We start from the raw sequence: 21,601 nt of genomic DNA on the forward strand, positions 1-21,601 counted from the left end.
CCACCAGTATGCCGACAGAAGAAAAGGGGAAAAGTTATAAAGAAAATATGGAATATCATCGTGGAACCAGCTGGAAAGCCAAACTGCGTGTTGCCGTGGATAAGGCAATCTGGTCTTCTGTCAATTACGATGAGTTTTTACAGAAAATGCAGCTGGCAGGATATGAAGTCCGGCAGGGAAAACATCTTTCTTTCCGTGCACCAGAACAGAAAAATTTCACTTATATGAAATCTCTGGGAAGTTATTATACAGAAGAAAATGTCCGTGCCCGTCTGGAGAAAAACCGTTATAAAACAAAAGCACCAAAACATCTGTCAAGAGAAGCACGCCTCTATATCAATATCTCCACGTATGTCACTACTGGCAACCGGGAAGGATTTGAGCGATGGGCAAAACTCAATAATCTGAAAGAAGCTGCCCGCACCTTTAATTACCTTTCCGAAAATAACCTGCTGAACTATGAAGACTTCCAGCAACACATTTGCGATGTGGAAAATTCTGTCAAAGCGGCAGATCAACGAATTGAAGAAATCAACGCAGAACTTGGTACACAGAAACTTATCCAAAAGCACTGCGATTCTTACCGGCTCTGCCGTAAAGTAATTGAAGATTGCAAATCTGCTAAAAATCCAAAAACATACCGCAGCAAACATCAGGCAGAATACCAGCTCCATGATTCACTAAAAAAAGAGCTTCAGGATCTAGGAATTACCAGAATCCCTAGCTCTGAAAAAATACAGAAGAGGATTGAAAGCCTTGAATCAGAACAGGCTGCTACTGTCCGGGAAAAGCAGGAATTGCAGAAAAAGCAGAAGACGCTGGATATTATTCAACAAAATTTTACCACTTTACTCAATACACAAAAAATCCAATCCGTTGAAAAACACGAAAACATCTTATAAAAAAGTGAAAAAAGAATTGATGATTTTTTATTTTAATCCTCAATTCTTTTTCCATATCAGCTTAAAATATCCAATAAAACTTCCTCCATTTTTCTACATCAAGCGGTTTTGAAATATGACCATTCATTCCTTTTTCCATTGCCTTCTTCTTAAAGAAATGAAAGCACACCATCAGAATAAGAAATACCACCAAAAAGTTAAGTCCTGTTTGTATTTTTAAGCTGTACTTATTTGCCTTCTTACTAATATCATGCATCCATTTCTGCCATCTCAAAATCACAAAATTTCTGCTAATGTTTTCATCAAAATTTCCACGTCAATCGGTTTGGCAATATGTCCGGTCATACCAGCTTCCAGTGCATGTTTCCGGTCTTCCTCAAAGGCATTCGCTGTCATTGCAAGGATTGGAATAGAAGATTTTTCTTTTTCCGGAAGTTGTCTGATAATCTGTGTTGCCTGGTATCCATCCATATTTGGCATCTGGATGTCCATTAATATCAGATCATACGTTCCTGCCGGATTCTGTTCCAGTTTGTTGACACAGATGATTCCATCCTCTGCATGTTCTACCTGTAAGCCAGCTTCATTTAGAATTGCAATGGCTATCTCTGCATTTAATTCATTATCCTCTGCCAGCAATACCCTCTTTCCGGAAAGATCCATTTGTGCTTCTTCTGGTTTCTGCAACACTGCCTTTTCATAGTATTTTTCATCTGCTATCTTATGCGGAATCGTAACTGTGAAACGACTTCCCTTTCCAAGCTCACTGCTTACTTCGATGGTTCCCTGCATCAGCTCCACAAGCCTTTTAACAATCTGCATCCCAAGTCCTGTTCCCAGAACCTTTCCTGATGTTGTATTTCTTTCACGGGAAAATGATTCAAAAATATGAGGGAGAAATTCCTGACTCATTCCGATACCGTTATCTTCTACCACGGTCTTTACTTGTACATATCCCGGCTCATCTCCTGGAAGCTCTGTTGTTGTTACTGTAATTTTCCCACCATTCGGTGTGTATTTTATCGCATTACTGATCAGATTTGTGAATATCTCCTGTATCTTCGTAATATCACATAAAATGTATCGTTGTTTTACCTTGGTTATGTGCACCAACTGAATATTTTTCTTATTAGCCTCTGCTGCAAATACTTTGCACACGCTGCCAATAACATCTCCTGTTGCATTACAATTTTCATCCAGTTCCACTTTCCCACTTTCAATCCGTGCCATGTCCAACACATTGTTGATAATAGACAGAAGAAGTTTTCCAGATTCATCAATCATCTCCTGATAATGCAGAAGTTCCGGATCGGTAAGCCTCTCCCTCATCAAACCGGAAAATCCCAAAATCGCATTCATTGGTGTGCGGATATCATGGGACATATTCAGCAGAAATGTTGTTTTTGCCTTATTTGCATTTTCTGCCACCTGATAAGCGATCTGCAGGCGCTGCTGTTCCAGTTCCCGCTGTTTTTCCTGGCTAACAATATGGGTAAGATAGAGAATATGGGCAACTTTTCCGTTTTCATCTCGTTTCTTCTCAATAAACCTTGCCTGATGCCAGTTACCATCTATTGCCAGATATTCCATTTCCACCGTATCTGTTTTCTCCAGACGGTCCGCCACTGTAGACAACTCAAAAAAGTGGCGTACAACTTTCCGGTATTCCTCTGCCACAATGGAATCACAAAGTTCATATAACTTTTTCTGTGCTCTTCCTTCATGACCGGTCAGACGGTGTACTGACTGATCACTGGAAATTTCCTCATAAAAATCATTTTGAAGATCGATCCGATAGACAGAAAAATACAGGCTGCTTACTGCAGATATGATCTCATGTTCCAGCAACAGTTCATTTCTGGCGTTCTGAGCTTCTGCCAAAGCTTGATGAAGCTTTTCATCTGTTGCATGTTTTTCATCCTTATTCACAAAAATGCCATCAAAAGACTGTGGTGACCCATCTTTTCTTCGTGACAGATAGCCTGTTGCCCGGAACCAGTGATATTCCCCTTTTTTCGATAAAATCCGATATTCTACATCAAAATTCTTTTTACCAGTCCTGTCTGCCATGGCCTGTTCATATTCATCCAGTGTTCTTTTCTTATCCTCTGGATGAAGCCTGTCTGACCAGGTTTCAAATGTATTTGGGAAATCTTCGGTTGAAGTAAAACCAAGCATATGTCTTAAGGTATCTGACCAGTTAACTTCAACAAGTTCTCCGGCCTCATTGTACAAAAGATTCCACGCTCCCGACGTTAAAGCCGTATGAATATTCCGCACCATCGTCATCTGCTGTTCCAGCTGCTTTCTGTTTCTGTTCGCTTCTGTCAAAGCACGCTCCAGCTTAAGTTTCTGCCGTTCCTGCTCAGCTACAATATCATCAATATAACGGTATCCCATGACTACACAAAAGCTTTCTTCCCTAGCCGTGCGTGACACCTGTACCTCAAAAAACTCCCGCCCTGCCGGATTGGGTCTGGTTCGGAAACGATAAGCAAACCTTCTATTCTCTGTCAGATATTCTTTCAAATATTCTGCACTCATCTTCTGCAAAAAATCCGGTGCAGATTCTTTGATAATAAAGTGGTCATAATAATATTTCACACAAAACGCATAGGAATGTGCATCAACTGTAATTTTTTCATCCACTACTGTTGCATTTGAATCCATGTCCTGCTTTAAAACTGTTATGGAGTCATGGTCAAGGTCACAATAATAAACGCAGGTATAATCAATGCTCAATGCATCAAGGATCCCTTTTTCCCTTTTCAAGGCTCTATTTTCTGTTACATCCAGAAAAGTTGTAACAACAGACCTTTCTCCCCGTGGTGTAATAAACATCTCTGACCGTGCCAGATAGTCTCTTGGCTGCTGATTCAGACCTGTGATCTTAAACTCATAATCAACAGCTTCCACTTCATTTTTGATTCTAAGTGCTTTTAACTGGTCCATCACCGTAACATCCGGATAGATCACTTTATGCAGGATCTCACTGAGTTGCTTCTGAGCCTCCTCAATATCGCTTACATGAAAAGCTTTCAGTGCTTCTACATTCATATGCAGGATTTTATATTCTGATATCGTATACGCAAGAATCCCACATCTTTCCATGTCCAGAAGGTTTTTATAATAATCTGCAGTTCTCTGCTGCTGTACTTCCAGATTTCGGTTTTTTTCTAAAAGCTGGTTTTCTCTTTCTGAAGTCCGCTCAAAATCATGATTATCCATTATCCCTTTCACTCCTGTTACATAAAGTTCCAATCGTTTTCATCAGCTCCGGCACATTCAACGGTTTTGTTAAATGTGCATTCATTCCTGCTTCTTGTGTCTTCTTTCTATCATCATCAAAAGCGTTTGCTGTCATTGCAATGACCGGCACCGTCTTTGCATCCTTCTTTCCGCAATTTCGGATAGCATTCGTTGCCTGATACCCATCCATGTTTGGCATCATAATATCCATCAAAACCGCATCGAAGTAATATTCCGGTTTTTTTACAAAAATATCCAGTGCTTCTTTTCCATCCACAGCCTGTGTAACAGAAATGTTCTCATCTTCCAGAACAAAAACTGCGATTTCCCGGTTCAATTCATTATCTTCCGCCAAAAGAATATGTAACCCATTCAGACTGCTTCTTTCATCTTCATCGGCAATTTTGGCTGATGTTGTTTTCCGGGCAATTTCAAAAGGAATTGTTACATTTACCGTTGTCCCATTGTCTTTCTTACTCTTGATATCAATCGTTCCATTCATACGTTCCAGAAGGTTCTTAACGATTGCCATTCCAAGTCCGGTACCCATGTACCGGCTTCTGGCTCCGGTATCAGCCTGTACAAATGGTTTATAGATATCTTTCAAAAATGTCTCTGACATTCCAATTCCAGTATCACGAATAGAAATATCCAGTTCCACACGGGTATCGGAAATACAGTTTTCTCTTAATGAAATATATACCGCTCCATTTTCCTGATTATATTTAATTCCATTATTAATCAGATTCACAAGAATCTGTTTTACCTGAACAGGACTTCCGATTAAGTACGGATATAAAAACTGTTCCATATCATCTTCATAAAAAATGCTTATGTTGTCTTTATCTGCACGCATCTGGACAATTGTTTTCACTTCCTGCATAAGAGAAGGCACATGAAATGTCTCTGTTTCCAATGGAATTTCTTTCTTCTCCAGCTTGCTTAATTCCAGCGTATCATTGATTAATGACAACAGATGATCTGCAGCCACTCTGGCTTTCAGCCTGCTCGAATCTACCAACTGCCTGTCTTCCGGATGTTTGATGCAGATATCCAGAAGACCAATGATTCCATTCAATGGAGTCCGCATATCATGAGACATTCTCGAAAGGAAATCAGATTTTGCCTGATTTGCCAATTTTTCACTTTCCAGGGCAATTGTCTTTTCCATCAGATCATGTTTATCCAGGATCAGGTTCCAATGTTCCACAATTCCTTCTGCATTACGGAATTTATGTCCCCGATCCTCTATGTATTTCCAGGAACCATCTTTACATTTCATGCGGTAAGTAATTTCATAATGATCTGCTCTGCTGTACTGTTCCAGGGCATCTGCAATTCCATGTTCCAGATCATCCGGATGAGCCAATCCGACAATTGTGCCACCTGAAGCTTCCATCAATTCTTTTGAGGTATCATACCCCAACATATGTGCAAACTGCTCTGAAACATATTTAAACGAATAGGTTTCATCATCATTACTGATCTTCACGCCGCCAGGCAGTGCAAAGGTGATCATATCTAATTGTCTTTTCAGAGAGCTGTTTGCCACCTGAAGCGCATTTTGATAAAACCTCTCTTTTTTTACAATTTCATCTACACTACGAAATCCAAGAAATGCATAATGCTGTTCACCGTCATATTGTTTTACTATATGAGCTTGAAAATATGATAATCCGGCCGCATTTGGAATGGTTTCAAAAGAAAAGTAGTAATCATCTTTTGACCGAAAGCACTCCTTAATTGTATTGCTGTTCAGTTCCTGCTTCATAGCCTCACGAAACTCCGGCAATGCATAGTTTTCTGCATACCTGGCAACATAATCTGCAAATTTTATAATATTTTTTTCCTCTTTTGCATGATTCGTTTCCTGACTGAAAATGATTTCATAATCATCGCTATCCAAATCTAATGCAAATGCAATCGTGTAATCCACACTTAAGCCAGATAGAATCCGATTATGTTTTAACTGCTCCTGCTCATATTGAATTTCTGCCTGCTTTTCCCGGTCAATCTTCCGGACTACATAGAGTACATTTAAAACTTTTCCTGTCTCGTCACGTTTTTTTACAATAAACCGTGCAAGATGCCAGGAACCATTTGAAGCCTGATACTCTGCTGCAATACTTTCTGTATCCTGCAAACGCTCCGCCAAGGTTTCCGTATCAAGAAATGCTTTCATTATTTTCTGATATTCCTGTGAAACAACAGTTTCACGTACTTCCCAAAACACTTCAGAAATGTTGCCTCGTTTTCCTGTAAGTGTATGCATCTCACTTCCGGCAGATATTTCTTCATAGGTACCTGTAACCAAATCCATTTTATATATCAGCCAGTAAAGCTTGCTTATAGAACTGATAATTTCACTGTTAACGGTAGCATTTGCTAATGCAGATTCCAGCTGCATCTTTTGTTTTTCCTGTTCAGCCACAATATCATCTATGTATCGATATCCCATAACAATCTTATATCCGGTACTATTCGACAGTCGAACAATCTGTACTTCAAAATATTGTTGTCCTGCAGGATTGGGATATGTCCGAAATCTATATGCAAATCGTTTATTATGTGACAAATATTCCATCAGATACTGAGGACTTAATTTGTAAACGAAATCTGGTGCTGATTCTTTTACAACAAAATTTTCAAAATAGTATTGGATCCTAAATGAATAAGTCTGTAAACCCTCTGAAATTTTATTTTCAGTCACAGCCGCATTTGTGTCATCTTCCTGCTTCAGGGCTATCATGATATCTTTTTTAAGATCACAATAATATACAGAAGTATAATCAATACTCAGGGCATCCAAAATATTTTTTTCCCTGCTTATTTCTTTCAGACTTGTTTTCAAAATTTCCTGTTTTTTCTTTAATTCTTCCATCATAAAAAAATTGTCTTTCAGGCTGCTGATATGGCCTCCGATGGAAGAAAGAAGCCTTACCGATAATGCAGCACGGCTTTGCTCCGGATTGTCAAAGCCAATATACCCATTTAATTTATTGTGGGCAAAAACAGGAATAACAATCAGGGAATGAATATCCTGTCCATCAAATAACGCATATTCTTCCGGCGTATTTGATTTTTCTGCTTCCCAGTCCGCACATACAATCGCTTCACCGTTTTTCAGCTTTGGTGTCCAATTGGGCATATCATTTATGTGTAGGTCCTGCATCTGATCTATTGTCGGAACAACACCATCTGCACACCACTCATGAGTCATACGCAAACTCTGCTGTTCCTGAGATGCCCAGGTAAATATATATGCGCGATCAGACATAGAATATCGTCCCAGTGACGCTAATAATTCCGGCATAATCAGATTCAGTTCAGCTTCACTGGAAATTCTATTAAACACTGCCAGTTTGTTTAATATATCATCAACTGCTGTCACTGCTGCCTGTATTTCTCTATACTGTCCTACTTTTTTTGCCTCAGCGAGCGCCTCTTCCAGTTTTTCCTGTTTTTCTTCCAATTCACATTTATATTTATCTTCTTTAAATTCCTGTGTCAGATCTAGAACATATGTAATAGCCAGAACATCTCCATTTTCTTCATCTTTGTACATAACAATGTGCTGTTCTGCAAGCATTGGTTCAAAAATAGCCGATTTCGTCCAGTACTTGTGAAAAACGTGATTTTTCCCTGTTTCAAACTGTTTTAGCAAATTGGGAATAGCCATAAATTCAAAATAAGACTCTTTTTCTGAATCATCCAGTTTATTTCCCCAATAGGCGATCACATCTGTAAAACGTGCATTTTCAGGTAATCCCATCTGTTCATTTAAACTATATTCTTTATCATTGATTACCTGATACATAGACCCTGGCACAAGATTTTTTGTCAAATTAATACTATAATAAGCTCCGGCACTTGCAGCGAAGGCATGTTCCAATACATTCATTTTTTTCTTCATAGTTAAATATTCCATTAAACATACCTCCTGCTTGCTTGCTTGCTTGCTTGCTTGCTTGCTTGCTTGCTTGCTTGCTTGCTTGCTTGCTTGCTTGCTTGCTTGCTTGCTTGCTTGCTTGCTTGCTTGCTTGCTTGCTTGCTTGCTTGCTTGCTTGCTTGCTTGCTTAAAATTGTATTTTTATCCATGGTTCCTGTCAACCTCCGTCTTTTATAAATGCTCAGATCATATCATTTTAACAAATCTCCGTATAAACAAAAAAAGTACTGTCCATTCAGACAATGCATCTCAAACGTGGCAACTGGCTGCCATTTTACAGGCCCTATAGCTTTGCGTCTCAAACTTTCGGCTGATTTGCTAATAACAATTTTTTCTTTCATTATACATTTTATACCGCAAAATGTCCATAAAAGTCCCATCATTTTCGCAGAAATTTGATCTAATATATACAGGATCGTGTCAGTATCGATTAGTTCTGAAATATATACATTCATGCCTCATTCAAACATTTTTTGCATTCTTTCTCCTGTACCATCAGGAGCATCTTTTCAAAAGACTGTGCAAATCTTTCATCGTCTTCCTCTGTCCGTTTCTTCGGACCCTTGATATGATTCTTATGGGAACTTCTTCTGGCTTTTTTATTCAGATGACGTTCCATGAGCATCTGATCAATATTATCATTCGTGTACCATTTCCCCGATTGATGAATGGCATAAGCACCTTTCCCCAATGCCATTGCAGCAACACCATAGTCTTGTGATACGACAATATCTCCTTTATGACAGATACTGATCAGTTTATAATCTACTGCATCTGCCCCTGCACCGACAACAATAACTTCACTATAATCTGATGACAGGACATGATTCGTATCGCACAGTAATGTTACCGGAACCTTATGCTCTTTTGCTATTTTTTCAATGATACCGACTACTGGACAGGCATCTGCATCAACAAATATTTGCATGAATATCCATCCTCTTTTTAAATTGCATATCCCATATTATATGCTTCTTTATAAATAGCTTTGTTCTCTACTAATCCAGCATCCATGACATCTGTTGCATATAACCGTCCAGCAATTTTGTATTCTTCCAGATGTTCAACAAATCCATCCAGATCTCCTAACGATCTTTCAATGATGTCTTTTCCCAGTCCTGCTGAAATAATATAGTATACTTCTTTCTTCCCAAGATGCTGCCAGATTGGATATGTACGATCGATAAAAGTCTTCATCTGAGCACTGATTCCGTAAAAGTATACCGGAGTAGCCAAGACCAGAACATCTGCTTTTTGAAATAGTTCCAAAATCTCTGCCATATCATCCTTTAGAACACATCTCTGACTGATGTGGCAGGAACTTCACATCACGAATAACAAAATTAATCTCTTTCACATTCTGCAGGTTCTTCTCAAGCAAAGAAAATACTGATATTGTTAACTTATCGTTTACAATATTAACTACTGCATCTCGTTTATTTTGAAGAATTTCATTTATCTTCCGTATCATTTGTTCATTTGAATTTATGGCATTCATCTGGTTTTTCCAACTTTCTATGTTACTATAAATCACTTAGATTTTACCCATAAAGCAAGTATACCATATATAAAAAAATAATGATACAAGCTCCTTCCATTGACAATTGTAAATTTTACTAGCTAAATAAAAAAGACCAGAAGTCACCCTCTCCAGTGACTTCCAGTCTTAATATTTTCTTATCTTACACCCAAATCAGCTCCTCTCTCCGGCTTATCTTTTCCCTGTTTTTCTTGAATAATCTTCTTATTGATTTCCAACCGTTCATGGATAGATGGCTTCTTCTGTGGCACAGACTTCCTTTCCGCTTTCCCTGCATCTTTTACATTTGTCTGCTTCTCTACATCAGTCACAGCAGTTGCTCTGCTCTCTTTCTTATCTGCTATTTGCTGTTCCCGGCGTTCCTGCACACCTTTTTCTTCCAGACTACAAAAGCTCTGCAGATAAGGTAAAACATGATTCTGCATATCCGTCAAGTCTTCCATATATTTCTGGAACTCTTCATTCCCTTTGCCTTTCTGATAGTTGATCCAGCTTTCGTCCGTCTGTCTCATTTCATTCTGCAGCTTTATCTGACTAAGAAGACCTCCGTTGCCAGTACCAATATCTATTTTCCCTTTGAAATGATGCAGCATCTTGTCACCTTTTTCTGCATAATATACTGTAAAAAACATCTGAGCGGTTGTCGTTGGCTCATTGGTTTTGGGATTACGCTCAGCATACCACGCTTTGTCCTGTTCTGCGGTCTTGGAATCCAAATCTGATAACTTCTGGCATCGTGGATTCATGAACTCACTTTTCTCGCAGTAATTGACATACACCATCGGCTCCATATTCTTCGGAAGTTCCGGTTCATAGGACTTCAATCGCTCAATCAATACTCCCGCACGGACTGACAGATCACTTTCTTCCTCTACAATGTCCTTTAAATAAGAAATATAGGAATGTGTATTGCCACTCTGCAAATCCAGCATCACCTCTTGTACCGTATTCTCTCCCGGCTCCACGTTATCCCGATATTCATATGGATCAAAAGCTTCTGCAATCTCATCTAACGCCCCTGCCAACTGTTCCGTTGTCATCTTCTCTGGATACATTGCTTCCCTGACATCCCGCATGGGTACATATTTATAGTCCGGCAATGCTTCATGAATCTTCTCCATTCCTTCCCGTACCAGTGCAAGTTCTCCAAAAAATCGAATATCATCCATGTAATCACCATGAACTATATCTCCTTTTACGATAGAAAACTCAGCCTCATCATAAAAACTGTCTTCCGGATCACGGTAGATAATTCCCATACTACATACAAGATAGGCATTTTCCGGATTTTCTCTGTATTTCTGATAAACTGCGGCAATCTGATTGACATCCGTACTTTTCTCATAACCACCCATATCATGGAACTCGTCACATTCTGCAGCAAAGTATTCCAGATACGGCTCTTTCTTCGGCGGCATATTGTTGAGAACATTATCAATCATGTTGTAATTCGCCTCTTCCAGTTCTTCCACCTTTGCCAATGGCTTATACTCGCCCTGGCTCTTCTGGATTTCTGCCATTACAGCCTCATCCATTTCTTCTACTTTTTCCATAAGCTGATCATAATCTCCACGAATGCGTTCTCCCATCCATCCTTCCTCTTCCAGAAGCTCCTCTGCCGCTTTTTCAATGGAAATCTCATCATTTTCATAGACACCGCCATCTATCAGGCGGAAATCTTCATCGTAAAAGGAGTAGTCATATCCTTCTTCTGTGGTCTGAATTGCAAAATACCGTTCTCCCACCTCATATGTCAGTTCGCTAAGAGATTGCTCTTCCAGATTCAGGAAATGATCTAACTGTTCAAAACTGATACTGTCTACAAAATGTGCTGTTACATTTTCTCCGTCATTCAAAACCACGATATCACTGACGGACAGAGAATGTCCTCGGAAGTCTTCTGGTTTGTCGATGTTGAATCGTTCAAAAATATCATCTAGCGACATATTTCCAACTAATTCTCCCACATAAACCAGTTCATAATCTTCTTTTTTAATCTGCATTCCATGACTTTCAATGAAGCTCATATTCATAAACGCATAATTCTCACCCGGAGAACCATCTTTAATTTGATAAATACCAAATGTCCGTCTTGTTCCTAATAGCAGATTTGCCTCTTTCAAGGACTGAATCTGCGGATATTTTTTCATCTCCCATTCCAAATTACGGAATCGTTCCAGTTCTTCGGTAGACATCTGATAATGCTCCGGACCTCGTTCAATCTCCATTCGCTCTGTAACATAGATTGGTGATGAAAAATTGGTAATAAGATAAATATCCGCTCCGGCATCATATAATTTCAGTGCTTCTTCCTGGTCGATCACACTCATCGGCTCTCGAAATGCTCCAAAATCTTCGTCTGCATAATCCAGATCCTGATCCCTTATTCGTTCCCACACCTGTGATTCCATGCCGAACAGCCCTTCATGTGCCTGTATCATTTCTTTACTTGCATACTCTCCCTTGCTGCCATCACTGCCCAGGCAATAAATTTTAGAACCCATTCTATGATAATCCAAGGCTGCTTCTTTTCTAAGCGGTACCATATTCTCTGCTGTATATCCATAATCCCGAAGTTCCAGCTTTCCTATGGTTGGATCTGGTAAGTCCTGAATATCCATTTTGGCATCATCCAGAAGTTCCTCTACTCTATCTTCATCTGACTGATTGACTGCATCTGTCAGATTTCTTACCAGCGTCCTTACTTTTTCTTCTTCGCCAATCAGATTTGCATATTCAAAAATCTGTTCTTTTATATCCGCTGGAATCGCTATTCCCATGTGTTCTGCACGGTCTATTTGTTCCTGTGTATATTCCTGCATTTTCTGCGTTTCTATTCCTGTTATCATATTTCTCGCCATATAAGTTCCTCCTGTATTCTGAAAAATGGCATAACCGGCAGAACATTCTTTCTACCAGATTATGCCATCTTTCCTGTTTTCTTATTCCAGACCGAAGTCCCGGTTTCTGTTTTCCCTGCCAGTTTCACTTTCCCGCTGGCTTTTTTCTTTATAAATCTGTAATTTCTCATGGATAGAACCACGTGTCGGTCTTTCTTCTTTCTCTTTTGATTCTGACCGTTCTGCTTCTGTATCTTCCCGCTCATCCATATTGAGAAGAGCATTTAACTCTGACAGCCGCTCCAGCTTTTGGTTTAGTTCCTCATCTTTTGGGAATGGCTTTCCAACTTCCTCTTTCGCATTTGCCAGCTGTTCCTGTACCGTTTCCAGTCGTTGCTCTGCTTCTGCCATCTTCTCCGGATAGCTTTCCAAAAGATTGTTGATACGGGTGATATTTCCCAGGGCATCTGCTCCCAGATGAACTTTCGATACCGATTCATGCTTCACAGACAGGATAAACTCCTTACTCCAACTGTCGAACTGGATTCTCATGTTAAATCCCTGATAATTTCCGATATCCATCGCTGCATCAACTGCTTTCATGTCCATGCAGACTGCCAATAGTGCCGCTCCTGCTTCTTTCTTTTCTGTAAATACTTTGCCGCTGATCTCCATGGAAAACTGTTCCGGATCTGCGATTTTATGCTCCTGATAATGAGCAATATCCGTCTTATAGCTGTCAATAATTTCCGTCAGTTTTGCAATCTGCTGTGGAAAGTTCCTTGCAATGTCATCTTCCAGACGGTATTGGTTATTCATATGGTTGGCTTTTAAAAGTTTCAGCTTTGCTACATCCACGTCCAGTGCCATCTTTTCTTTTACTGCCGGATTTCCAGTTGCCAGTGCCTTAACCTCTGCATAAGACAGTGCCGCTTCGTCCACATCTTCACAGCTTCTGACCGGTGCTTTGCTCGTCATAATCTGGGAAATGAACTTCTGTTTATTTTCGATCAGCTGCCACATGTAGCTGTCGAAGGTGGATTCTGTCACATACCGAAAGATATGAACCTTTTTGTTGTGATTTCCCTGCCGGATGATACGTCCTTCCCTCTGCTCCAGATCTGACGGTTTCCATCCAATATCCAGATGATGCAGGGCAATCAGACGATCCTGCACGTTGGTACCGGCACCCATCTTTGCTGTCGAGCCAATCAAAAAACGAACCTGCCCGGATTTTACTTTTCCAAACAGCTCCGTCTTCTTTGCTTCTGTATTCGCATTATGAATGAATGCAATTTCTTTTTCCGGTACACCTTTCGCCATCAACTTCTGCTTCAGATCATCGTAAACATTGAAACCGCCATCACCTTTTGGTGTGCTCAAATCACAGAAAATGATCTGTGCAGATTTCTGTGCTACAGTATCTTTCCAGATCTCATAACTTTTTTCCGCACAAACCGAAACTTTGCTGCCCGGATCATCAGGCAATAATTCATTGACCAGTCGCTGATCCAGTGCCAGTTTTCTTCCGTCATTGGTAATTTTCAGCATATTGTCTACACTGGCATCTACACCACCATTTCTCACCACTTCCGCACGTTCTCCCAGGCTTGCCACGATTTCTTTCTGCTGTTCTGTCGGCTTCAATACAACCGTTTCATATTCGGCTTCCGGTACTGGAAGATTTAGCTGATCGGAGGTCTTAATATCAGCAATCTCCTTAAACATATTCATCAGTTCCGGTATATTATAGAATCTGGCAAATCTGGATTTTGCACGGTATCCGGTTCCTTCCGGTGCAAGTTCAATGCTGGTCACAACCTCTCCAAACGTGGATGCCCAGGAATCAAATAATCCCAGTCCCATGTTCTGCAATTTGCTGTTCTGCAGATAACGCTGCATGACATAAAGTTCCGTCATGCTGTTGCTGATCGGTGTGCCCGTTGCAAAGGTAATGCCTTTTCCACCGGTAATCTCATCCAAATACTGACACTTGTTGAACATATCCGCAGACTTCTGTGCTTCGTTCTGGGCAATTCCGGCTACATTTCTCATTTTTGTATAGAGGAACGCATTTTTATAACTGTGTGCCTCGTCTACATACAGATGATCCACTCCCAGTTCTTCAAAGGTAACTACATTGTCCTTTTTCTCTTTCTGATTCAGCTTTTCTAGCCTTGTCATCAGTGTTTTTCTGGTCTTTTCAATCTGCTTTACCGTATAGCGGCCGCCATCCTGCTCATATCTTGCACTCTGGATTGCTATCTCCAGACCATCAATCTGCTTCTGCAGCATAGCTTCCTGCCGCTCATCAGAGATTGGGATACGCTCAAACTGGGAATGACCGATGATAATGGCATCATAGTTTCCCATAGCGATTCTGGCACAGAACTTTTTCCGGTTCGCCGGTTCAAAATCCGTCTTCGTTGCCACCAGGATATTAGCTCCCGGATATAACTGCAGAAACTCGGCTCCCCATTGCTCCGTCAGATGGTTCGGCACGACAAATAGATTTTTCTGTGATAATCCCAGACGTTTGCTCTCCATTGCAGCCGCTACCATCTCGTAGGTCTTCCCAGCTCCTACTACATGAGCCAGAAGCACATTATCTCCGTAAAGCTGATGTGCAACTGCATTTTTCTGATGAGGTCTGAGTTCAATTTCCGGGTTCATTCCTGGGAAGGTCAGATGACTGCCATCGTATTCACGTGGACGGATACTGTTAAAGCGTTCATTATAAACTCTTACCAATCTTTCACGTCTCTGCTGATCTTTGAAAATCCAATCCTTAAATGCTGCTTTCATGGCATCCTGTTTCTGTGATGCCAGCATGGTTTCTTTTTTATTGAGAACACGAATCTCATCACCATTTTCATTGACACTCTTATCATAGATACGGACATCTTTCAGATTCAGTGTATCTTCCAGAATCCGGTAAGCATTTGCCCTCTCGGTCCCATACGTTGCATAGGCAAACGCATTTCTTGGACTGTCTGCATTTTTCCCGGTAATCCGCCACTCACCATTCACCTCAGAGTATTTTACCTGTATCTCCTTCTGCGAAAGATACCACGGAGTGTGAAGCAGTTCCCTCATAAAGTCCTGATAATCCGATGGCTCAATCCAGGTCGCTCCAATACGCACCTCAATCTCAGATGCTTCCAGTTCTCTTGGCTGAACTGCCTCCAAAGCACGGACATTCGGTGTGAATTCCGGGTGATTCTCTGCAAAGGTTCTTGCTGTGTTCAGCTTCTCTCTGACATTTCCGGATAAATACTCATCTCCACTCTCCCACTGGTCTGTCAGTGGATTCTTGAAGATAACTCCAACCAGTTCCTCTGTGATTTTTTCTTCTGTCTTTCCTGTCAGCTGTGCCATATAGGACAGATCCACCTTTGCTCTTTCATTCAGAGATAATGCTAAGGCTTCTGTCGCAGTTTCCACACTGGTTACTGCCACTGCTTTTTTGATGGTTCGTTTCGTAAACATATCTGCTTTTCGCTTCAATGTTCCATCTTCATTCAGATCCTCCAGAGAACACAGCAGACAATAAGAAGAGTCATCAGAAAATGCCCGTTTGTTGGCATTGCTTCCAATAACTCCATACTTTGCTGTGTAGGTATCATATACCTGATTCAGTTTTTCCTGCTGTTTCCGGATTTCTTCGTCGGTGACGTTTTCCTCCATCTGCATAGCAATCAGCTCCCGGACAGTATCACGGATTGCAACCATCCCTTTTACACGTTCGGTAGTAGCTGCAGGCATTTTTACCTGATTCATCAGAGAATTGACACGGTAATATACCTGATCATCTACAACTGCGTAGCTGTAATTGCGGATATTCGGATCTGCCGGGATACTCTCCGGTACATCGTCCAGTTCTGCATCCATATCAACTGCAGGTGCCATATTTCCATGAATGTTCCTGACAGCTTCTGCAAGCTGGATTTCAAGATCAGCACCTTCTATCGGCATACAGGTAGTTTCCATACCATACGGACCGGATACCTCTTTCATCTCACCAAGAATCATTTCCGGATGGTCTGCAAAATACTGATTGACCGTAACTCCATTGGCATCACTTCCAAGATTCACCCATGCCGGCATCTCTTTTGTCATGCTGTCTCTTTTCTGGAAGAATAAAATATCGGCACTGACTTCCGTTCCTGCATTTGCTTTGAATGCTGTGTTCGGCAGGCGGATGGCTCCAAGGAGATCTGCACGTTCTGCCAGATATTTTCGGACTTCCGGTGATGCTTTATCCATGGTTCCTTTTGTTGTGATCAAAGCTGCCACACCACCGGGACGCAGCTGGTCGATTGTTTTTGCCAGAAAATAATCGTGAATCATAAAATTATATCGGTCATACTGCCTGTCATTCACTTTATAGGCTCCAAATGGCACATTTCCGATTGCCACATCGAAGAAATCATTCGGATAATCAGTTTTTTCATACCCTTTAATCTGGATATTGGCATCTGGATAGAGCAGTTTTGCAATTCTACCGCTGATACTGTCCAGTTCCACACCATAGAGTTTTGACTGGTTCAGATTCTCTGGCAGCATTCCGAAGAAGTTACCAACACCCATGGATGGCTCCAGGATATTTCCTTTTGTAAATCCCAGATTTTCCAACGCCTGATACATACTTTCAATCACGATTGGCTGTGTGTAATGGGCATTTAAGGTGGAAGCTCTGGCTGCTGCATATTCTTCCGGTGTGAGAACCGTCTTTAATTCCAGATATTCTGTCTCCCATGCAGATTTTGTTTCATCGAAAGCCTCAGCAAGGCCTCCCCATCCTACATACCGGGATAAAATCTCCTGTTCTTCTGGTGTTGCATTGCGGTTCTCATCCTCACATTTCTTTAATAGCTGAATTGCCATGATATTGGCACGGAACTTTTCTTTTGGTGTTCCCTGTCCCAGTTCATCATCTGTGATATGAAAATTTGTTACTGGAATTTCTGACTGTTCTGGTGTTATATCTTCCTTTTTTTCAGTATCTTCTACTACTTCCGGTTGTGTCTCAACTTCCGATGGTTCCTGATTTTCCTCTCGCATTTCCTGCTGATCACAACCTTCCTGCTCCACTTCCAAAACCTGCTGTGCTTCTTCCAGATCTGCCAGTCTTTGTGCTTCCTGCCGTTCTTCATACTTTTCCAGTTCTTCCGGTGATAAGAAATCATCGGTACGGATCAGCTGACGGACACGTTCTGCAACCTTATTCCACTTTAATAGAACTTCTACATCTGGACTGCCAATCTTCCCTTTCGCAAGTTTTAATCCTTTCGCATCATGGGAAGCATCGGATTCATACGCTCCCGGTATCCCAGGTGCTGCTCCACCTGTACCATACTCATTTTTCAGGAACTCCGCTGCATCTTTCATATCATGGTGTTCCATAAAATACTCATAGATCCGATTCCGTCCTCCGGCAGTGATACCGCCTCTTCTAAGGACTGCATCTATCTCATCCTGTGTAATAAAGGAAAGTGCCGGACGTTCGACCGTAAATTTCTGGTCTACCCAGGAACGCTCCCTCTGGAGATCCTGAAAATGCTGGAAATATTCCGGATTATGCGAAATCTCCCACCTGCGATAATCTCCCGGATTCTCATCCATGTCTTTCTGCAGCCATTCAAAACGATAGGCAATCGCATCTGCTTCCGCTGAATCTGTCCAAGCTTCCCGCACGACATCCTGCCAATCCGAATATGATTGCTGCTCCTCCCGGTTTCTGCTGGTATCCCGAAAATGTAGTGCAAGAAGATTGGTCATTTCTTCCTGCTCCTGTTCGATGGCATTATTGGAAATCAGATTATCCACGTAATTTCCATCCTCATACATATCCCGGATTCTATTCGCTGCTTCTTCCCACGTAACCATGCGGTCAAAGTTTCTTCTGGCAGAATCTCCCCGTCGGATACGGATACCATCATTGTCATACCAGATACTGATTTTCTGACCATCTATGGTAAATCCTTTTCCACCAGTTCCATATTCATTTTTCAGGAAACTCTGCATTTCCTCATTATCCAGACCTTCAATCAGTCTTGCTGTAATATGAAACAGTGTATTTTTTTGTCCGCTTCCCGTGCGGAGAATATCATCTACCACTTCATCAGAAATAAGAAAAGCGGCTGGCTGTTCTAATGCAGCTGCCGCTTTCCTTATTTCTCCTAACTGTTCCTCTTCTGTCGGGAACAGGCTTAACTGTAAATAATCTCCTGAATCACCAGTTCCTCTGCCTGTGCCTTGATCTGGTTCATGTGTCTGGTCCATGCCATCCCGTCTGCCATTTTGTCTGGTGCCGGATCTTTCTCCAGAAGTTCTTCCATCAGGTTGTCCACTCTCTGGCTTGCCTGGCTGTCGATTTCCATCAGATGGCTGTCCAGTCGGTTCTGTAAGGTCAGAATGTTGAATCTGGCTACTTTGTGGTTCCTCAGATACTCTTTCCTCATCAATCCGTACTTCCCGATGGTTCCTCTCGTCTCCTCCAGGCTGATATCCGGAATCTGATATTCTCCGTTCTGGCTGTAAGTGATCTCTCTCATGCTCTGTTTCCTCCTTATTTTCTTCTCTATCTTCTGTATCCCTTATTTTGCTTTCGTGAATTAACGTGTTAAATTCATTATAAGCTACTTCTTTTTCTTTTGCAACCGTTTTCAGATCTTTTTCCAGGTCATTCTGCACATACCGTCCAATCTGCATCAATACCGGTCTGCTGATCTCATTCACAGAACTTCCAAGGTGTCCCATAACTTTTAACTGATTAAAATCTGTAATATGCCGAAAATCCTCTGCATCCAGATATTCCTGCACATCCAGTCCGCATCGATTCAGTAGCACATACCAGACACTGTTTGTCATCAGTTCCCAGAACTCCACTTTCTGATTCTGCTCGTCCAAATCTTCCAGAAAAGTACCGGCTACATCCATTTGCAGTTCGTCGAAAGCATCAGGCAGCCAGGCCTGTACACTTTCTTCTGCCGCCTGATGTAGAACCTCAGCCAATCCTCCTTCTGGTGTTTCCAGTGCCAGCTGTTCCTGCAGATAATCAGCCACCAGTTGTTCTCCTTCTGGATTAAGATTCCATAATTGCGGATCTCTTCCCAGATTTTTCACCTTATAAGTATCCTGCACATCAAAAACATATCGGAGTCTCGTCTTCGGTCCGGATGTGTTATCTATCAGGGCAATTCCTTTGGAACCCTTTTTAATCCAACGGTACATCTTCTGATTCCAGATTTCCAAGGATGCCACCGCTGTTGCTCCCGGACGTTGTGCATAGATCAAGAGCTGTTCCGGAAAGGTATACCGGTACAGCCTGGATGCAGTATTTAGAAACCGCATCCACTCCTGCGGATTGGCGGCAACATCTTTTGCCACTTCCTCCGTCAGAAGTTCCATTGCGTATAATTTATTTGCCATCTGTTACTCCCTTTCTTCTTCCCACTTTTCTTCTACAACATCGGCAATCCGTTCCATTGCCCTTGTCACAGAAGGAAAATTACTGCTGTTATTTGCTTTTCCAATCTGATCTATAAGAAATTCCGGCATATCTGCAAGTGCTCCGGCAATCATAGCCTTTACCCGGATGTCCTCCAGCATAAGAAGCTCTTTCACACCAAATTCTTCGCCAAATACATCCTGATATCTCCGTAAATCATCCAAAAGATATTCCGGTTTTAAATCTCGATCCATTTCCTCTCTTTTGTCATTACCATATAAACACCAATCCATATTTTTGCCTCCATCTCATAAAAACAGGGACTGCTCAATACAGCCCCCTCAAAATCATCGTTATTTCTCGTTATAATACTGTAGCAAGATCTTTCGCCTTATTCTTTGGCACTTTATCTGCTTCTTTCGCTTTGATCTCTGCCTTGGCTTTTTCCAGTTTTCCATGGATTCCACCTTTCGCTTCTGTTTTTGCAGTTGCTTTTTCTTTCTCCAAACGTGCTTCTCTGCGTTCCGCATTCTCCATAACTGCTGTCTTTCCATCACAGAACTGAACTTTATCCGAGAGCTGTTCCTGTCTTTCTACCTGTGTATCATTGACTTCATTCACCATGGCATTTAATTCCGGGACTTCAAACAGTCCATTATCTGGAAGAATCAGCACCTCATGAATCGAAGAGGGAAGAACAAAATAATCACTGCCCAGGCACTCCGCGATCTGCTTACGAATATCTTCCTGCAGTAACAGTGATGCACCATTCATTTTTTGTGCATTCGTCAGGCAAAACATTGGATTTTCGATTGCTTCCATATCCAGTTTTTCATTCAAAAGATTTTCTGGTTCTTCACCAAAGATCATGGATTTTACCATTTCATTCATATCCATCAGAATAACACCACGCTTCCGGTCTGCCGCCATTGCATCTGTCTGAATCTGTTCAGCTGATACTCCCCATTCATTCATCAGAGAAATAGTGACCGGAATGCTGCCGATTCCCTCTTCATTTTCTTTCAAATTTACTGCATAATAAGCAGCGAAATCTCCGTGTTCTGTAACCACTTTATCTGCCAGGCGTTCTTCATTCCATTCTCGGTCACAGATTCTCACCTGCAATTTATCCTTCATATTCTCATAATCGAAAATATCAGGTACTCCCATGTCAATAAATTCTGCTTTATCCTGTGCTTCAATACGCATATCGGCTACATCACCCACACAGGAATCGGCATCTTTTCCATTTACATACTCCTTGTAAAGAGAATCCAGGTACACCGTTGGTACTGTCCTCTGCTCGCCCTTTGGAATGGTAATCCCTGTCAGCTTTAACCCATTATTTTTAACAACTTCCTGCAATTTAATCTCTGCATCCTGATAAGATGCCGGAAGATATTCCTTTACATTGTCTTTCACATATTCATAAAATTCTTTTCTGTTCATCATACGCTTTTACCCCTTTCTGATCATGTGATGGTTCATTCTTTTTCTGCTGACCATCTGCTCTGCTTTCTTCTGATAAGCCATCATTCTCTTTAAAGTTCTCTCCTGGTTTTTTCTTGCTTCCTGTCTCTTTTCCATTGTTTTCATCATAATTTTTCTGTCCTTTCTGTAATTTTTGATATGAAAAGGGAGCCTCAACGAAAGGCTCCCAGTCATAAC

General features: G+C 41.3%; 9 protein-coding genes, 2 pseudogenes and 1 riboswitch. Of the genes and pseudogenes, 1 reads left to right on the forward strand and 10 read right to left on the reverse strand.

Translation table 11 applies throughout. The features are described 5' to 3' along the window. Window positions 1–902: pseudogene (locus tag KQI87_RS07485) on the forward strand (relaxase/mobilization nuclease domain-containing protein); the annotation flags it as partial. 276 nt (window positions 903–1,178) lie between these two features. Here the strand turns inward: KQI87_RS07485 and KQI87_RS07490 are convergent. The 10 genes and pseudogenes from KQI87_RS07490 to KQI87_RS07535 all read right to left on the reverse strand — a co-directional run bounded on the left by KQI87_RS07490 (window position 1,179) and on the right by KQI87_RS07535 (window position 21,532). Continuing rightward, window positions 1,179–4,130 (reverse strand): PAS domain-containing hybrid sensor histidine kinase/response regulator, encoded by a 2,952-nt coding sequence (locus tag KQI87_RS07490; RefSeq protein WP_216459606.1) that lies wholly within the window; start codon window positions 4,128–4,130, stop codon window positions 1,179–1,181. Continuing rightward, window positions 4,123–8,079: an ATP-binding protein gene (locus KQI87_RS07495; protein ID WP_216459607.1), complete on the reverse strand. Its 3,957-nt coding sequence runs from the start codon at window positions 8,077–8,079 to the stop codon at window positions 4,123–4,125. The genes KQI87_RS07490 and KQI87_RS07495 overlap by 8 nt, the downstream gene beginning before the upstream one ends. Continuing rightward, window positions 8,079–8,249, reverse strand: coding sequence for a hypothetical protein (locus KQI87_RS07500; RefSeq protein WP_216459608.1), 171 nt, complete (start codon window positions 8,247–8,249; stop codon window positions 8,079–8,081). The genes KQI87_RS07495 and KQI87_RS07500 overlap by 1 nt, the downstream gene beginning before the upstream one ends. A 105-nt stretch (window positions 8,250–8,354) precedes the next feature. Next, window positions 8,355–8,430: riboswitch (cyclic di-GMP riboswitch) on the reverse strand. A 121-nt stretch (window positions 8,431–8,551) separates the two neighbouring features. Then, window positions 8,552–9,028 (reverse strand): YaiI/YqxD family protein, encoded by a 477-nt coding sequence (locus tag KQI87_RS07505; RefSeq protein WP_216459609.1) that lies wholly within the window; start codon window positions 9,026–9,028, stop codon window positions 8,552–8,554. Window positions 9,029–9,045: 17 nt separating this feature from the next. Next, a pseudogene (locus KQI87_RS07510) lies at window positions 9,046–9,399 on the reverse strand (flavodoxin family protein); the annotation flags it as partial. 378 nt (window positions 9,400–9,777) lie between these two features. Continuing rightward, window positions 9,778–12,501, reverse strand: coding sequence for a YodL domain-containing protein (locus tag KQI87_RS07515; RefSeq protein WP_216459610.1), 2,724 nt, complete (start codon window positions 12,499–12,501; stop codon window positions 9,778–9,780). 81 nt (window positions 12,502–12,582) lie between these two features. Beyond that, on the reverse strand, window positions 12,583–19,914 hold the full coding sequence (locus KQI87_RS07520) for a DEAD/DEAH box helicase family protein (protein ID WP_216459611.1): 7,332 nt from the start codon (window positions 19,912–19,914) through the stop codon (window positions 12,583–12,585). 3 nt (window positions 19,915–19,917) lie between these two features. Beyond that, window positions 19,918–20,226: an HrcA family transcriptional regulator gene (locus tag KQI87_RS07525; protein ID WP_216459612.1), complete on the reverse strand. Its 309-nt coding sequence runs from the start codon at window positions 20,224–20,226 to the stop codon at window positions 19,918–19,920. Between the two features lie 70 nt (window positions 20,227–20,296). Continuing rightward, window positions 20,297–21,385 carry a DUF5688 family protein gene (locus tag KQI87_RS07530; protein ID WP_216459613.1) on the reverse strand — a complete coding sequence of 363 codons (1,089 nt, stop codon included), beginning with the start codon at window positions 21,383–21,385 and terminating at the stop codon, window positions 20,297–20,299. A 6-nt stretch (window positions 21,386–21,391) separates the two neighbouring features. Beyond that, window positions 21,392–21,532 carry a hypothetical protein gene (locus tag KQI87_RS07535; RefSeq protein ID WP_164651566.1) on the reverse strand — a complete coding sequence of 47 codons (141 nt, stop codon included), beginning with the start codon at window positions 21,530–21,532 and terminating at the stop codon, window positions 21,392–21,394. Between the last annotated feature and the right edge of the window lie 69 nt (window positions 21,533–21,601).

The sequence above is a fragment of the Blautia sp. MSJ-9 genome, from assembly GCF_018919065.1.
Classification (GTDB): domain Bacteria; phylum Bacillota; class Clostridia; order Lachnospirales; family Lachnospiraceae; genus Blautia_A.

Bases quoted from the DNA above. Each gene is read 5' to 3' on its own strand.
- KQI87_RS07525 (WP_216459612.1), bottom strand. From the start codon at position 20,226: ATGGATTGGTGTTTATATGGTAATGACAAAAGAGAGGAAATGGATCGA.
- KQI87_RS07530 (WP_216459613.1), bottom strand. From the start codon at position 21,385: ATGATGAACAGAAAAGAATTTTATGAATATGTGAAAGACAATGTAAAG.
- KQI87_RS07505 (WP_216459609.1), bottom strand. From the start codon at position 9,028: ATGCAAATATTTGTTGATGCAGATGCCTGTCCAGTAGTCGGTATCATT.
- KQI87_RS07535 (WP_164651566.1), bottom strand. From the start codon at position 21,532: ATGATGAAAACAATGGAAAAGAGACAGGAAGCAAGAAAAAACCAGGAG.
- KQI87_RS07520 (WP_216459611.1), bottom strand. From the start codon at position 19,914: ATGGCAAATAAATTATACGCAATGGAACTTCTGACGGAGGAAGTGGCA.
- KQI87_RS07515 (WP_216459610.1), bottom strand. From the start codon at position 12,501: ATGGCGAGAAATATGATAACAGGAATAGAAACGCAGAAAATGCAGGAA.
- KQI87_RS07495 (WP_216459607.1), bottom strand. From the start codon at position 8,079: ATGGAATATTTAACTATGAAGAAAAAAATGAATGTATTGGAACATGCC.
- KQI87_RS07500 (WP_216459608.1), bottom strand. From the start codon at position 8,249: ATGGATAAAAATACAATTTTAAGCAAGCAAGCAAGCAAGCAAGCAAGC.
- KQI87_RS07490 (WP_216459606.1), bottom strand. From the start codon at position 4,130: ATGGATAATCATGATTTTGAGCGGACTTCAGAAAGAGAAAACCAGCTT.